Annotated in this window: 14 protein-coding genes; 7 read left to right on the top strand and 7 right to left on the bottom strand. The window is 37.6% G+C overall.

Annotation, left to right across the window (positions count from 1 at the left end):
* Nucleotides 1-65 precede the first annotated feature (65 nt).
* The 4 genes from LF887_RS03945 to recO are packed head-to-tail and all read left to right on the top strand — an operon-like array spanning nucleotide 66 to nucleotide 4,711.
* Nucleotides 66-824, top strand: a complete 759-nt coding sequence (locus LF887_RS03945) for a 5'-nucleotidase C-terminal domain-containing protein (RefSeq protein ID WP_236857511.1) — start codon at nucleotides 66-68, stop codon at nucleotides 822-824.
* Nucleotides 824-1,774 carry a bifunctional metallophosphatase/5'-nucleotidase gene (locus LF887_RS03940; protein ID WP_236857510.1) on the top strand — a complete coding sequence of 317 codons (951 nt, stop codon included), beginning with the start codon at nucleotides 824-826 and terminating at the stop codon, nucleotides 1,772-1,774. Before LF887_RS03945 ends, LF887_RS03940 begins: the two co-directional genes overlap by 1 nt.
* Before the next feature lies 1 nt (nucleotide 1,775).
* On the top strand, nucleotides 1,776-4,025 hold the full coding sequence (locus LF887_RS03935) for a T9SS type A sorting domain-containing protein (RefSeq protein ID WP_236857509.1): 2,250 nt from the start codon (nucleotides 1,776-1,778) through the stop codon (nucleotides 4,023-4,025).
* Entirely contained in the window at nucleotides 4,025-4,711 is a 687-nt protein-coding gene (gene recO, locus LF887_RS03930; RefSeq protein ID WP_236857508.1) for a DNA repair protein RecO, read from the top strand. The genes LF887_RS03935 and recO overlap by 1 nt, the downstream gene beginning before the upstream one ends.
* A gap of 16 nt (nucleotides 4,712-4,727) precedes the next feature.
* On the opposite strand, the gene LF887_RS03925 is transcribed toward recO, so the two are convergent.
* The 4 genes from LF887_RS03925 to LF887_RS03910 all read right to left on the bottom strand — a co-directional run bounded on the left by LF887_RS03925 (nucleotide 4,728) and on the right by LF887_RS03910 (nucleotide 9,515).
* Nucleotides 4,728-7,394, bottom strand: coding sequence for an MGH1-like glycoside hydrolase domain-containing protein (locus tag LF887_RS03925; RefSeq protein ID WP_236857507.1), 2,667 nt, complete (start codon nucleotides 7,392-7,394; stop codon nucleotides 4,728-4,730).
* Nucleotides 7,395-7,539: 145 nt separating this feature from the next.
* Nucleotides 7,540-8,349: a glucose 1-dehydrogenase gene (locus LF887_RS03920; protein WP_236857506.1), complete on the bottom strand. Its 810-nt coding sequence runs from the start codon at nucleotides 8,347-8,349 to the stop codon at nucleotides 7,540-7,542.
* A gap of 72 nt (nucleotides 8,350-8,421) precedes the next feature.
* Entirely contained in the window at nucleotides 8,422-8,895 is a 474-nt protein-coding gene (locus LF887_RS03915; protein ID WP_236857505.1) for a GNAT family N-acetyltransferase, read from the bottom strand.
* Between the two features lie 2 nt (nucleotides 8,896-8,897).
* On the bottom strand, nucleotides 8,898-9,515 hold the full coding sequence (locus LF887_RS03910) for a DUF1684 domain-containing protein (RefSeq protein WP_236857504.1): 618 nt from the start codon (nucleotides 9,513-9,515) through the stop codon (nucleotides 8,898-8,900).
* Between the two features lie 131 nt (nucleotides 9,516-9,646).
* On the opposite strand from LF887_RS03910, the gene LF887_RS03905 reads away from it, so the two are divergent.
* Nucleotides 9,647-11,227, top strand: coding sequence for a GMC family oxidoreductase N-terminal domain-containing protein (locus LF887_RS03905; protein ID WP_236857503.1), 1,581 nt, complete (start codon nucleotides 9,647-9,649; stop codon nucleotides 11,225-11,227).
* 2 nt (nucleotides 11,228-11,229) lie between these two features.
* On the opposite strand, the gene LF887_RS03900 is transcribed toward LF887_RS03905, so the two are convergent.
* The 3 genes from LF887_RS03900 to mqo form a co-directional block, all read right to left on the bottom strand.
* On the bottom strand, nucleotides 11,230-12,096 hold the full coding sequence (locus tag LF887_RS03900) for an AadS family aminoglycoside 6-adenylyltransferase (RefSeq protein WP_236857502.1): 867 nt from the start codon (nucleotides 12,094-12,096) through the stop codon (nucleotides 11,230-11,232).
* A 1-nt stretch (nucleotide 12,097) separates the two neighbouring features.
* Nucleotides 12,098-12,499 carry a hypothetical protein gene (locus LF887_RS03895; RefSeq protein WP_236857501.1) on the bottom strand — a complete coding sequence of 134 codons (402 nt, stop codon included), beginning with the start codon at nucleotides 12,497-12,499 and terminating at the stop codon, nucleotides 12,098-12,100.
* Between the two features lie 66 nt (nucleotides 12,500-12,565).
* On the bottom strand, nucleotides 12,566-14,071 hold the full coding sequence (gene mqo, locus LF887_RS03890) for a malate dehydrogenase (quinone) (protein ID WP_236857500.1): 1,506 nt from the start codon (nucleotides 14,069-14,071) through the stop codon (nucleotides 12,566-12,568).
* 522 nt (nucleotides 14,072-14,593) lie between these two features.
* Between mqo and LF887_RS03885 the strand changes: the two genes are divergently transcribed.
* On the top strand, nucleotides 14,594-15,700 hold the full coding sequence (locus LF887_RS03885) for a hypothetical protein (protein ID WP_236857499.1): 1,107 nt from the start codon (nucleotides 14,594-14,596) through the stop codon (nucleotides 15,698-15,700).
* Between the two features lie 13 nt (nucleotides 15,701-15,713).
* Entirely contained in the window at nucleotides 15,714-16,535 is an 822-nt protein-coding gene (locus tag LF887_RS03880; RefSeq protein ID WP_236857498.1) for a hypothetical protein, read from the top strand.
* Nucleotides 16,536-16,540 lie beyond the last annotated feature (5 nt).

Below are 16,540 nucleotides of genomic sequence, written 5' to 3'. Positions count from 1 at the left end.
AATTTCTAATAAATAATAATGTTTTATTGTACATATAGTTATATTTGCATATACTAAAAGATATTATGAAAAATAAATTCTTGTTACTAGGAATTGCTCTGGCATCACTTACAGCATGCAAGACGGCTTCTGTGCCGCAGTCTGTGAAAGTGAAGACTCAGCGCAACATTTCTATTAATAATGAGCTAAAGAATGATGAGGAGTTTGTAAAATTCATTGCACCGTATAAGCAGAAACTAGATCAGGAGATGAATCAGAAAATCTCCCACACGAATGTGGATCTTACGAAGCAGGGAGACAACAGCAACCTGGGCAATCTTTTAGCAGATTATACACTTGAAGGAGGAGATGAGTGGACCAGGGTTCATCTTAAACAGAATGTAGATGCAGCATTGATTAATATCGGAGGAATCCGCACTACCATTGGTAAAGGGGATATTATGCTGAAAAATGTTTTTGAAGTGATGCCTTTTGAAAATGAGCTGATCATTGTAAAAATGAAAGGAGCAGATTTACCCGGGCTTTTTGAATATTATGCAGAACATCAGGTGAACAATCCAGTATCTCATTTGTATATTGAAACAAAAAACGGACAGTTAACGAAATCTTTAATTAACGGAAAAGCAGTAGAGCCAAACAAAGATTACTATATTGCCACTTCAGACTATCTTGCTCTGGGAGGTGACAACATGAAATTTTTTGCAAAAGGAGAGTCGATCCCAACGGGAGTTAAACTTAGGGATTTATATATTGATTATTTCAAGAGAAATCCCGAAATAGTTCCTGCTACAGACGTTCGTTTAAATTTTATCGGTAAAAAGTAATGGATAGAAAAAGTTTTTTAAAAGCAATAGGTGGTGGATCTTTAGCAATGGCTTTGGCTCCCAATATGATGATGGCGGAGGAATTGAGAATTCTTGATTTAAAATCCGCAAACAAACTGACTATTCTTCATACTAATGACCAGCACAGCAGAATAGAACCTTTTGACGCCAGCTATACCAAAAATCCTAATCAGGGAGGTTTTGCAAGAAGAGCGAGCTTAATTCAGCAGATCAGAAATCAGGAAAGCAATGTACTGCTTCTTGATTCAGGAGATATTTTCCAGGGGACTCCCTATTTTAATTTCTTCGGAGGTGAACTGGAGTTTAAGTTAATGTCTATGATGAAGTATGATGCTTCTACCATGGGAAATCATGATTTTGACAATGGCCTGGAGGGTTTTCTAAAGGTACTTCCTAATGCAAAGTTCCCTTTCATCTGTTCCAATTATGATTTTAAAAATACCATTCTTGACGGTCATACTTCCCCTTATAAAATCTTTAATAAGAATGGGGTAAAAGTAGGAATTTTCGGAGTCGGTATTCAGCTGGAGGGTCTTGTAGGTAAAAAACAATATGCGGAAACGGTTTATTCCAATCCGATTGATGTAGCCCAGCATTATTCAAATTTTCTTAAAAAAGATCAGAAATGTGATCTCGTGATTTGTCTTTCACATATAGGTTACGATTATAAAGATGAACCTACCAAAATAAGTGATAAAATTTTAGCGGCCAATACAGAAAATATTGATATTATCTTAGGCGGCCATACGCATACATTCTTACCAGAACCTCAATCTTTCACCAACAGACAGGGTAAAAATGTCTTTGTCAATCAGGTGGGATGGGCAGGTCTTCTTTTGGGAAGAATAGATTTTTATTTTGATACAAACAAAAACGTACAGCATATCTCCTGGAACAATCAGGTAATAGACAGCAGCATAATAGCATAATATGAAAAAACTCTCTTTAATTTCTCTTGGTATTTTAGCCTCTCTGCAGCTTACTAAAGCTCAGGTCATTTCATCAAAAAAATGGGCGGATCTTTTTTCCTACAATGGCGTCATCGCTATGAAAGAAGACAATGGAAAAATAATTGCTGCCACAGAAAACGGAATATTCTATTATACAATATCAACAGGAGAAATTACGAAGTTGTCTAAAGCCAATGGGCTTCACAATGTAGGAATCACTGCCTTTGATTACAATCCACAAACCAAGCTGGGACTTATCGGATATAGCGATGGTTCTATGGATGTGATAACACCACAGGACATAAAATATGTTGTGGATATTCCAATTGCTGCCGGCTACAATGGAGATAAAAAAATCAATCATATTTCTATAACCGGAGACAAAGCTGCAATTTCTGTCGGATATGGTGTTTCCATATTTGATATGAAAAAGAAAGAATTCGGAGATTCTTCATTCTTTATTACCGGTGGTGTTTATCAGGCGAGTAATGAAGCTACAATATTTGGCAATAAGGTCTTTTCTGTTACTAATAACGGTTTGAAAAGTCATGAGATGAATACTACTTTCCCTGTTTATTCTACCTGGACTACAGAGATTCCGGGAGTATTCAAACATATAGATTCTGAATCTGAAATGGTCTTTTCAACCGCTACCACAGCCTATATCTATAATAATGGAACCCCAATGCAGCTTCCTACTGTTTTTGGAAACATCCGCGATGTTGTTATTACCCCCAGCACCATAGTGGTTACTGATAACAGAATATATACATACGGCATCAATGGAGTAACTCAAAATGCGGTAAGCCTTGGAGAGGAATGTAATACAGCAATAACATCAGCCGGAGGAAAAATTTTGGGTGGAACAGTATTTTCAGGGATAAAGGACGAAAGCAATAGTACCTATAAACCATCAGGCCCTTATTTCAATACGGCCTATAATCTCAATCTGTTTGATAATAATCAGATGCTTGTATCTAGCGGAGGAAGAGTAGATAACTTTAATGGCCCTGCCGTTAATGCTAAAAAACCAGGCTTCTATTATTTTAATGGCACAGAATGGATCTATCCTTCCTATTTCATTAATAATCCCGCTTCTGTAAATATTTTAGATGCTATCATAAGTCCTCTTAACAGTAATGAAGTATTCTACACCAATTATACGATGTTTGATCAGGGAGTATATAGAATGAAATATAATGCTGCCAGTAAAGATTTTGAATTCGTAAAATATTATAATCTTGGAGCCAAACCTTTTTACAAACGTCCGGCAGGGTTTGCCACCGATCCGCAAAATAATCTTTTTGTATCTTTTGGATTTGATGATGGAAACCCTTCAATAGGAATATATGATAAGGCAGCAGATGATTTTATTCTCAAGAAACTTGTTCTTGCCAGTGAATCTACACAGAAGCCTGTTTTTCATGAAAATATGTTGTGGATACCACTTCCAAGATCCAACAATTTCTGGACTTACGATTATAAAAACCCGACGAATCTTTCTGATGACTCAGATTATATCATGGGAGAGGCTAATGGATTCGTAGAGGGAACATTATCTGTAGCATTCGACAAGTCCGGTGACGCATGGATCGGGGCATACAATGGCTTAAAAGTACTGCAAAATGCGGCTTCTGAAATAAAAACCCCAAGTCCTAAACCTGAGCCTATCATTATAGAGCAAAATGGTCTTGGAGAAGAACTTTTCAGAGACGCTGCTATTCTTCAGATTGCCGTGGATGAAGGAGATCACAAATGGGTTTCTGTAGATGGAGGCGGTGTATATTATCTGTCTTCTGACGGCCAGAGAACAATCCAACATTTCACAAAAGAAAACTCCCCTCTTCCTACCAATAGTGTGACAGACATAAAAATAGATAAAAAGACCGGTAAAGTCTATTTTGTAACCTATAATGGAATTGTGACTTATCAGGGCGATGTTGCAGATGTTACTTCCAATTTTGGAAATGTTCTGGTTTACCCTAACCCTGTTGTATATTCTAATTTCAAAGGAAAGGTAACCATCAAGGGTCTGGCTGAAAAGACCAATATAAGAATTGTAGATGCTGCAGGAAACGTTGTTCATTCTGCTGTGGCCAGAGGAGGATATTATGAGTGGGATCTTAACAACCAGAAAGGGACGAGAGTGGCTTCAGGAATTTATTTTGTTCTAATGACCAATGAGGACGGTTCTGATAAAGCTACAGCCAAAATAGGAGTAGTCAATTAATGAATTCACAAAACGGATTTTTACTTTCATTTATAAAATATGGAGAAAACGATGCTGTTCTGCATTGTTTTACGGAGGAAGAGGGTTTTCAAAGTTATTTTCTAAAAGGAATTTATACCAAAAAAAATAAAAAGAAAGCCCTGTTACAACCGCTGAATAAACTCAATCTGTCAATCAACCCTGTCAGGGGTAATGGCATACCCACTGTTTCAAAATTTGAGATGGTAAAAAACACGGATATTTATAATGATATAAAGGTCAATACAGTTATATTTTTTATTTCAGATTTTTTAAGCCAGACCCTCAAATACGAAAATAAAAACAGTCAAATTTATCATGGTATTGATAAGTTTATCGATGAACTGATCAATAGAAATTATCAGGCCCATCTTCTTTTTTTACTTGTTATTTTAAAGATTCAGGGAGTAGCTCCACTACTGGGAGACGGAACGTTTTTAGATCCTGAAACAGGCACATTTTCTTTTACTATAACCCATCAGCTCTTCAATGAGGAAATTTCCACAATATGGAAAAATGCCCTTTGTGCAGAAAGTTTTTACACCATCAAAATCCATAGCTCTTTGAGAAAGGAATTTCTTGACAGTCTTTTGGTGTATTACCATTATCACATCACTGACTTCAAAACTCCTGCCTCACTGGAAATTATCCAACAGATATTTGAATAAAAGAACTTTTTTTTGACTATTCTTTTTTCTTTTCGATATCTTGCGGCATTTCGGTCTCAGATTCGGCTATTTCTTTCTTAGAGAATCTTGGCTGGAGGATCTTTGCAATAAGCCCTGTCCAGCCGGTTTGGTGTGAAGCTCCTACTCCACGTCCATTATCTCCATGGAAATACTCATAGAATAAAATATAGTCTTTAAAATCAGGATCAGTTTGGAATCTTTCATATTGACCGTTTACAGGTCTTCTTCCGTTTTCATCATTCAGAAAAATCCTGGCAAGTCTTTTATTCAAAGAATCGGCAATCTCATCCAGATTTGAATAATTTCCACTTCCCGTAGGATATTCCACCAAAAAATCCGGACTATAGTAGAAGAAAAAACGCTGAAGGCTATCAATAATCAAAAAATTGATGGGAAACCAGATAGGTCCGCGCCAATTGCTGTTTCCTCCAAAAAGACCACTATCGCTTTCCGCAGGGGTATATTTCACACTGTAATCTATACCATTTAAATTTAAAGTATAAGGATTATGCTCGTATTCCTTGGATAAAGCACGAACTCCATAGTCACTTAAAAACTCCTGAGGGTTCAGCATCCTCTTCAACAATCTTTTCAGACGGTGTCCGCGCAATAATGATAAAAGGTGTTTTGAATCCTGCCCTTTCACTTCCCATCTTGATACAAGTGAGGCAAGTTCCGGTCTATTGTCAAGAACCCATTTCATTCTCTTTTTAAAATTGGGCAGTTTTTCGATCATTTCGTCATCAATTACCTCAACGGCAAACATCGGTATCAATCCAACGATAGTTCTCATCCTTAAATACATATGACTACAATCACCGGAAACAATGGCATCATAGAAGAACTCATCTTCCTCATCCCAAAGGCTGAAATTTTCATCCCCCATATTATCCAGTGAATAGGCTATAGCAAGGAAATGTTCAAAAAATTTCATCGCCATTTCTTCATATACATTATTGTACAGAGCCAGTTCAAGAGCAATTCTCATCATATTCAGAGAAAACATCGCCATCCAGCTGGTACCATCAGACTGTTCCAGCTGTTCCCCATTCGGAAGTGTCATATTCCGGTCAAAAACGCCAATATTGTCAAGCCCCAGAAACCCTCCTTCGAAAATATTATTACCATTGCTGTCTTTTTTATTAACCCACCATGTAAAATTCATGAGCAGCTTTTGAAAAGCACTTTCCAGAAATTCAAGATCCGGTTTATCTTTCAGATATTCATCAATTTTGAATACTCTGAAAACAGCCCATGCATGCACCGGTGGATTCACATCACTCAAATCCCATTCATAAGCAGGAAGCTGTCCATTGGGATGCATATACCATTCAAGCAGGAAAAGCTTAAGCTGGTGTTTGGCAAAGTCCGGATCAATCAACGAGAAGCTTATGGTATGAAATGCCAGATCCCAGGTTGCATACCATGGGTATTCCCATTTGTCCGGCATTGAAATAATATGTTCATTATTGAGGTGTTTCCAGTCATAGTTCCTTATACTTTTACGCGATTTTGGAGGGCGTAGCTCTGCAGGATCTCCTTTCAGCCATTTTTCAACATTGTAGTGATAGAACATTTTATTCCAAAGCATTCCGGCAAATGCCTGTCTCTGTATCAATTTTTCATCTTCAGATGCTATTCCTTTCTGAACCTCAGCATAAAACTCGTCCGCTTCTTTTTGCCTCAACTCAAAAATAGCTTCAAAATCACCGAAAGGTTCTTTTAATTCTTTATCTGAAATTCTGAATTCAAATATTTTGGATTCTTTACCTTCAAAATCTTCATCAATAAAAAAGCAAGCTTTCGTTCCTTCGTTTCCGGGATTTATAGACTGAGAATTTCCTGTTATCACAAAATCATTAATCCCATCTTTACAATATCCTGATTTATTGGAAGAATGATAAAGCCTCTCATTATTAGTTTCATTTTCGCAAAACAAAACTTTTAAGGACTGTTTTGCATATAAGTTTTTTATCTCAAGATCTTTATGATTTATTACAATATGATCTGCCTCCTCACCGTACAGATTAGGTTTATAGTTATCATACCCCCAGTCCCAAGTGTTCCGGAACCATACTGTAGGCAATAGGATAAGAGAAGTTTCATGGTCTGACTTGTTAACAATTGTTACTTTAATTAAAATATCATTCTGATCTTCTTTAGCATATTCTATAAAAATATCAAAGTATTCATTCTTATCAAGAATTCCGGTATCTATTAATTCATATTCAGGCTCATCTTTACTTCTTTCTGCGTTGATTTTTATGAGATCTTCGTAAGGAAAGCTGTTTTGGGGATATTTGTACAGCATTTTCATGTAAGAATGGGTAGGGGTAGAATCCAGGTAATAAAAATATTCCTTCACATCTTCACCGTGGTTTCCCTGTCCATTGGTAAGGCCAAAGAAACGCTCCTTTATCATTTTATCTTTTTTGTTCCAGAACCCTATTGAAAATACCAGTTTTTGAAGATCGTCACAAATCCCACATATTCCTTCTTCACCCCATCTGTATGTTTTGGCCTCTGCTGTATCATGACCGGTGTAATTCCAGGCATCTCCATTTTCACTATAATCTTCCCGCACAAGCCCCCATTCACGGTTGCTGACATAGGGACCCCATTTTTTCCATGAAACATCTGAAATTCTATTTTTTTCTGACATAAGCAGATAACAATTAGTTATGAATTATAAATTATGATTAGTAGTAATTTGTAGAATTGCAAAATGTATTCAGGTATTAATGACTAAAATTCCTAAAATTTTAAGCCATTTCATCTTACCCTTTTCATTTTCAATTTCTGCTCTCCTAGCCTCCTGTAGAAAAGCTTTCAAACGTAGTCATTCCTCCGTCAATGAAAATACTGGTCCCACTGATATAATCTGCAAGATCACTGGCCAGAAATGCGGCCATATTACCAATATCCTCAGGCTGTCCGATTCTGTTGTATGGGATAAGTTTAAGAAGTGAATCAAGTGCTTCCGGTGTACTCCACGCCCCCTTATTAATTGGGGTCTGAATAGCACCCGGACAAATAGAGTTGACCCGAATTTTATTGGCGCCATACTCCTGAGCAAGAGTCTGCATGAGCATTCTGACCGCTCCTTTACTTGAAGCATAGTTCGCATGCCCTGCCCATGGAATGATCTCATGTACAGAACTGATATGGATGATTTTTCCACAGGCTATAGAACGTGATGGATCTATTCCCCGGCGCAGAAACTCCTTGATCGCTTCTCTAGCACAGAGAAACTGCCCCGTCAGATTAACCCCGATTACGGCATTCCACTGATCCAGTGTCATTTTGGTAAATTCAGCATCTTTCTGAATGCCTGCATTATTGACCAGAATATCAACGGTCTGATATGCAGAAATTACATCCCGGAACATTTTAACAACCTCATCTTCGCTGGAAACATCACACTGGTAAGTCATTCCGCTTCCTCCTGCATCGGTAATCTCTTTTAATACTGCCTGTGCCTCTCCCAGAGATCTTTCTGAAGAATGGTTTATAATAACTACAGCACCTGCTGATGCTAAAGATTTTGCAATTCCGGAGCCTATCCCGCTGGATGCTCCTGTAACAATAGCTACCTGATTACGAAGTGATATTTCCATATTTCGAATTTGATGTTACTCAAAGTTATGGAAAGAAATCAGCAGAAGAAAGATTATATTTTTAAAATTTCATTAAAGTTTTTTATACATCAGATATTGAGGTCCGCTTCTTCCTATTCTGGTTTTCCCATCATACAGATATCCTGCTGCAAGATAAATATGGTAGGCAGAATTGTTTTTCTGGTTCACCGCCAATACGACTTCATCACAGTTTTCGAAATTTTTCTTCACAAAATCATCCACCTTCAGCATGGCGTTTTTTCCGATTCCTTTACCCTGCATTTTGGGATTAACGGATAGTGACCGTATTAAAGCTGAGTTTTCATTATCAGTAAGTTCAAATTTATCTTTTCCAAAGTCAAGCACGAAAAAACCTACAGGCAATCCATCTTCCAGAATAGTAATTGGAAATGCATCCGAATCTGTTCTTTCTTTAATATTTTGTAAAGCCTGCTCAGCCGTAGCTGTGAAGCGCTGCTGGTTCTCATCCAGAGTATAGCTTACTCCTGAAAGGTCTTCCGGTTTAAAAAAATCCAACGTAATCATAACTAGTGATGATAGATATCTTCATACATTACTCCGGCACGGATTTCTACAGGAAGTTTATTTTCTTCCGGTACAATAGGACAGTTGTAATCATAAGCATTATAAGCACAATAGGGATGATAGGATTTGTTAAAATCCAGCACAATGGTATTTCCTTTCGGAATCTTCAGATCCATATATTTTCCTCCGCCATATGTTTCCTTTTCATTGGTTGCATCACGAAAAGGCAGAAAAAGATCGTCTTTGTATTTCTTTTGTTTAATCAAAGCCAGACTTTGATATAAAGTTACAGTGTAAGGCTTTCCATCCAGGGTAAATGTAGCTTTTCCGTATTCCTGATAAGATTTTGTTTTCCCTGAAGAAGTAGGAAGTTCAAAAGGTTTTGTATCCTTTGATTTTACAAATTTTGCTGTCACTCTGTATTTCATATTTATAGGAAAAAAAGGATGCTCTTTAAAATTTTTAAAGTTATCACCCCTTAATGGAGTCTCTTTTGGATTAAGGTATTCTGCATTAAGTTCCTTCTGAAATTTCTGAATATCTTTCTCTTCGTTTGATATTGTTTTTTGACAGAAAGCCCATAATGGAAGGATTAAAAAGAGTACTATATATCTTTTCATGAATTTTAAATTATAAGTAAAACTATGAATTTTCATTCCAAAAAAAGTTAAAATTGTAATAAAAATGCACAATCTGTTTTAAATAAAATATCCACCTCTTTATCTAGCATACTTTTTGAGAATTAAAGCACATGGACAGAAAGAAATTCATTAAGACAAGTGCTTTGGCGATATCCGGTTTTTATTTTCTTCATTCTAATTTATTTCAGGCGGCAGATTCTGTTGCCGGAAAACATAAAAGTATCACAGATGCTCCTATCATTATTATTGGCAGTGGATATGGAGGATCTGTATCAGCATTGCGTTTGTGTGAAGCCGGAAAAAAAGTCGTGATGCTTGAAATGGGTCTCAACTGGGAAAAATCAGGCATTCCGTTCTCCAACCTTCTTAAACCCGGGAAAAGTTCTGCCTGGCTGAAGAAAAAGTCTATTGCTCCTTTTATGAATATCTTTCCTCTGACTCCTTTCACCGGAGCACTGGACCGTCTGGATTTTGATCACATCAATATCTGGCTGGGAAGAGGAGTCGGTGGCGGCTCACTGGTGAATGGTGGAATGGCTGTAACACCCAAAGAGAGCTATTTCAAAGAAGTTTTCCCCAATCTTGATGCTGATCAGTTTTACAGCCATTATTTTCCTTTGGTACATAAAGAACTTAAGGTAAATGTCATTGATGAACAGTTTTTAAAAGATTGTCCATACTACAAATTTACACGGGTAGGAGAAGAAGAGGCCCATAAAGCCGGATTTAAAACCATCAGAGTTCCGAATGTCTATGATTTCAAATATATGGAGAAAGAATTCCTGAATGAAGTTCCCCGTTCTGCCCTCAATACAGAAGTGATCTACGGAAATAACCATGGCAAAAACAGTCTGGACAAAACCTACCTCAAAAAAGCGCTGGAAACCGGAAATCTGGAAATCATGGATCTCCACCGTGTTGATCATATTAAACTCAATGACGATAGCAGTTATAGTTTAAGCGTAAAACAGATTGATACTTCAGGGAATGTGATTGCTGATAAAACCTTTAATTGTCAAAAACTTATTCTTGCAGCCGGAACAATGGGAACTTTACAGCTTCTTTTACAGTCTAATGCGGTAAACGGCTTTCCTGTTCATGATAAGGTGGGAAAAAACTGGGGCAATAACGGAAATTTTATGACCGGAAGAAACTGGGTGAAACCTTTATCAGGAGGTACAGGCTCAAAACAATCTACTATTCCGGTGGGAGGAATAGATAACTGGGATGATAAGGAGCATCCATTCTTCACAGAAATTGCTCCTTTGCCTATGGGAATGGACGTAGCTACAGCTCTGTATTTATTAATCAACAGGGTTGATAAAAAAGGAGAAGTTACTTATGATAAAGTAAAACAAACGCTGAAATTGGACTGGAACGAGAGTAATACTGCCCCAATGAAGGAGAATGCTAAATATTTTATCCGAAAAATGAATAAAGCCAATGGCGGAACCAGAAGTCACCTTCTGTTCAACAACGGTTTTGGAGCAGATATCTGTTATCATCCACTTGGAGGCTGTGTATTGGGTGAAGCTACCAACGAATTTGGAAAGCTAAAAAATCATGAAAACCTGTATGTACTGGATGGATCTCTGATTCCCGGAACTATTGGTGTTAACCCATTCATGACCATTACTGCTATTGCAGAATACTGTATTGAAAATCTGATCAGGCAGGATGAGTTTGCCTGAAATTAAGATATAGACTTTACTTCCATCAGATAGTTCCGTATGTCTTTTTCCATTTTATGCGGATAAGAGAAATGAAGCTGATCAGCCAAAGAAGCTCCTAAGGAGTTTACAAGATCTGCAAATGCGAATAGAGCGCTCCAGTTTTCTTCAATATCACTTCCTGAAAAAGTAGCTTCTACTCTATTCCACAGATCAGCAGACAGATATTTTTTGAAAAGTCTGCCGTGTTTATTGGTGGTAATCATATTCCAGTCATAGGCAGCCGCAATATACCATTCAATTAAGGGGACAAGATAATCTGTCCTCAGGATATCTTCAGACATAAATTTGGCATAAAAAATATCTCCGCGTTTCAGGCATTTTGCCACATATGTTGTATCCCACCAAAAATCATTGATGAGCTGCCGGAACTTCTCCTCAGTTGGTTTCTGAATCATGATATGCTGATAAGTTGGAGATTTCAGTTCTTTTGCAAGACCATCTTTATCTATCAAAACTTTATAACCAAGGTCCCAGTCTTCAGGAAGCTGATCAGCTTTTACTTCCTCAATAAATTCTGAGATCTGATAAAGTTTAAAATCAACTTTTACATGATCTGTGTAAAGGACCATCTTCATGGCGTGTTTTCCATCAAAAACATGATCTTCTTCCTCAATCATAGAAATCGGTTCTCCAAAAAGGTGAATCCATTCATTATTGAGTTCATATTTTTTTCTGTCTATAAAGACCAGTTCTATATCAAGATCGCTAAGATCATCAACAGGAGCATAAGGATTAACCAATGAACTGGTTAAAAGCACAGCACGGATATCCGGGTTATTTTCTGCCCAGTGAATAATGCTCGCTAATTTGTCCTCTCTTAGCTTCATACTAATAGGATTCTGATATTTTCACCCGATAAACATCGGAGGAATTCCGTTTAATAGATTCTACAAAGAAACCGCCTTCTTCCGGGATAACTTCTTTGAGATCAAAGCTTTTACAGTCTTTAGGAAGTCCGGAGAATATCAGGGTAAACCAAAAATCCTTCATAAAAGGAACAGCCGTCCAGTAAGGAGAAATTGAAATATTCTCAGCATGAATCAGTTTACTCCTATGTTCAGACTGATTATCAAACAGATAGGTTGAATGCCAGATTCTGATGAGATTTCCCAAAAATGGGGATGCGGGAAAGCAGCAGTGTACAATTACCTGCTTCTCTTCTCCTGCTTTGGTTTTAAGAGACTCCAGGAGTTCTTTTGCAATGACTGGCTTTACAACTACTTCTTCCACGGTTTTATAAGTAATAAATAATGGGCAGCAGGTAATCATTATGTTACCTGCTGCCTATTACAGATGTTAATATTCTAATTCTAATTTTTCTTTTGTATATTTCCTTACTTCTTCAGTAAGCTCAGGATGTTCTGCCAATTTCTTTCCGTAAGATGGTACCATTTGAAGTAATTTTTCTTTCCATTCTCCTTCAAGTTTCTCAGGGAAACATTTTTCAAGAACATTCAACATCGCATATACTGCTGTAGATGCTCCTGGTGAAGCTCCCAGCAATGAAGCAATTGTCCCCGACTTGTTCACAACAACCTCGGTTCCGAATTCCAGTTTACCGCCTTCTTTATCATCTTTTTTAATGATCTGAACTCTCTGTCCGGCTACCTTCAATTCCCAATCTTCTTCTTTGGCATCTTTGATAAATTCCCTTAAATGCTGCATTCTCTGAGACTTGGTCATTGCTACCTGCTGGATAAGATACTTAGTCAGAGGAAGGTTATGCCACCAGGCTCCAAAGAGTGATTTTAAATTTTTAGTATTTACACTATCCGGAAGGTCCAGATAGCTTCCTTCTTTCAGAAATTTCGTAGAGAATCCTGCAAAAGGTCCGAAAAGGAGAGCTTTCTCACCATCAATAACTCTAAGGTCAAGGTGAGGAACAGACATTGGCGGTGCATCTACTGTTGCCTGCGTATATACTTTAGCCTGATGTTTTTGTACCAATTCCTGATTATGAGTTACCAGCCACTGCCCGGAAACGGGGAATCCTCCATATCCTTCACTTTCTTTGATATCAGAGCTGTCCAGCAGCGGAAGTGCATATCCTCCTGCCCCAATAAATACAAAATCTGCAACCACTTCCTGTTTGTGGCTGTGAATTCTGTCTTTAACCTTCATTTCCCACTTTCCGTTTTCTCTTGGGCTGATGTCTTTTACTTCGTGATATAGAAAGACTTCTACATTAGAATCTTCAAGCAGGTGTCTTCCCATCTTTCTGGTTAACGTTCCGAAGTTCACATCTGTTCCCATATCCATCTTCGTTGCGGCCATTACTTCAGAAGCATTTCGTTTGCTCATTACCAGCGGAATCCATTCTCTCAGTTTTTCATGATCTGTAGAAAATTCCATCCCTGAGAAAAGAACGGACTCTGACATTTTATCATGACGCTTTCTAAGGTATTCGGCGTCTTTTTCACCAAATACAAGACTCATATGAGGGCATGAGTTGATAAAATCTTTAGGCTCCTGAATATATCCTTTAGATATCAGATAAGACCAGAATTGTTTTGAAATTTCAAACTGCTCAGCAATGCTTTCTGCTTTTTTGATATCAATTGTTCCGTCTTGTTTTTCAGGAGTATAGTTTAGCTCACAAAAAGCGGAGTGGCCTGTTCCGGCGTTGTTCCATGCTGCTGTACTTTCTTTGGCAAATCTTCCAAGTCTTTCGAAGATTGCGATTTCTAGATTAGGATCAAATTCATGAAGCAGCGTTGCTAAAGTGGCGCTCATGATTCCGCCTCCTATCAGTACAACGTCGTATTTAGGTTTCGGTGTTCTGCTTGTAAGCGATTGTGACATAATTTTAAAATTTTACTTCAAATTTCGGGAAAAGTTTTAAAAAGAAGAACGCGTTTAACGATTTTAACACGTTAATTTTCGATGAAAAAACACTTCTTTAGCAGGCAACAAAAAATCATGGAAATTATCAATTAAGTTTCATTGAAATGATTGATAATATCCTATTATTACAAAAAATTTTCATCAAAATATTAAAATTAACTTAAATTTTAATTCACTATATGGTAACTAATTAAAATCCGTCTCAGTCTTTATATTTTATAGTTTTTTAAGTTAATTTAAGTTCACAACTTAAAACACTTTAACCATAACTATTTACACCAATATATTTTATCAACATAAAGTGAAAAAGCATTACATAATAACTGTTAAATTTCACTTTTAATTGATAAATATATAATTTTATAGATATAATTCTACAAACAAAACATAAAAAACAAATTTTCTTTACGTACCTTTCAATTAAATTAATACATATTAAAGCAGGTATTTGATTAAAATTATTTCGTAAACATATTAAAGATGAAAATTATTAACTTTGTTAGTACATTTTTCGCGACAGTGGCGTTAGCCCAAAGCGGAAGTGTAGGAATCAACACGTCCAATCCGGACCAGAGTGCTATTCTGCACATCGAAAATTTTAATGGAGTTTCAGCTGCAGCTACCGCCGCCATATCAGGAGGGGCAGTTACGGGAATTACCATCACTAATGGAGGAAGCGGCTACACTACTCCGCCAACAGTCAATTTCTATGACGGAGAATCTATTGTCAACGGTGGTTTTAAAGCGCGGGCAACTGCCGTGATCACCAATGGAGCAGTAACCGGAATTACCCTCAACAATGGAGGAAGCGGCTATACCACAACTCCCACAGTAATTATATCCGGAGGGAATAAAGGTCTTCTGTTTCCTAATCTGAACATTGCCAATCTGAACAGTACCACTACACCGGTGTCATCCCCAGCCAATGGGCTCATCGGTTATAATGGAGGGGCTAACAGTAATAACAAAGCGCTGCACTTCTTCAATGGCACAACGAATCAGTGGCAAAGTACAATTGATGCTGAAAATACCCCTAAGGTAGCATATCTGGACTTTACAGGATCTTTATCTGCTCTTGATAATGCAGTGGCAGGAGCCAATACTTTATTACTGGTAAACCGTCCGGCAATTTCAGGGGTATCAAACATTAATGGTTTTAAGGTCGTTCAGAATACTTCTTTAGGCGGTTATTCTCTCGTCCTTCCGCAGGGAAATTATCTGGTAGAGGTAAATCTTAATTTAAACTCCCCTCAGGAAAGTCCACCCGGGCAGGGAGGAACAGCACCTCTGACAGGAAGCAGCTATTACCTCATGGGCTATTTTATAGATTTTACCAACGACACTTATAATAACTCTACAAATACATTTACAGCAGGAGCTAACACAAGAAAAGAAGTTCCTATTGTATCTAAGGTCAATACCAATCATCTGGCCACCTGGTCTTACTATTACAGTGTCCCTTCCAATACCAGTGCCAATATTATAGGTGGACTGAGATTACGCTTAGGCAGGATGCAAAACAGTACATTCTATGATCTTGTGAATGTAATTCCTACCGGATCTTATATAAAAATATCCCAACTTTAAAAAACAATCACACATGAAAAAAAGTTATATCCTGCTATTATTAATGATAGCTCAGATCATATATGCACAAGTAGCTATAGGGAAAACATCTATTACTCCCTCTGCTGTGCTGGATGTATCCCAAAACAGCAACAAAGGAGTTCTTCTTCCAAGAGTAGACATTGTGGATATATTAAGTAATACCTCACCTGTAAACAATCCTGCAGAAGGGCTTGTAGTATATAATAAGGGAAATTCAATAAGTCCCGGACTTTATCTCTGGAAAAACAATAAGTGGACTCAGCTGGCAGATACTTATAATCTGGCGAGTTATATGATCCTTCAACGAACAGCAGATTATTCAATATTAGGTAATTTAGCAAACGGAACTTATAAAAACTTTACGGATGCTGCTTTCACAGTGGTCTCTAATGATATTGGAGCCTCTTATAATAATGCGACGGGAGCTATTACACTTCCGGGAGACAGCGGCTATCTGGTGAATGTATGCCTGAATATAAAAACAGCGCTTGAAAGTACAACTGCAGGAATTGGAGGTACTCCCGTTCACCTTCATCAGTATCTGGTAAGGCTTGTAGATCCTGTAAGTGGAACACAGTATGGTAAGACCATCAGCATCAACGCACAGTCTATAGCCACTAACAAGACTCATACGCTTAATCTGAGCTTTTCTTTTGTAGTGACTTCTACAACTCCTATTTCTTTGGTTCCTTCCATTGCTCATGATGCAGGAGGAACCTATCAATCAGGTGCGGGGGGCATTTCTCCCAACAATGGGGAAATCATTGTAACCAACACCAAAGTCGACATTCAAAGATCAGCTCTTAATCAATAATCCAT

Origin of the sequence: Chryseobacterium sp. MEBOG06 (assembly GCF_021869765.1) — a bacterium.
Lineage (GTDB): Bacteria > Bacteroidota > Bacteroidia > Flavobacteriales > Weeksellaceae > Chryseobacterium.
The sequence above is the reverse complement of the archived record's forward strand: the minus strand, read 5'-3'. Positions and strand labels throughout refer to the sequence as shown.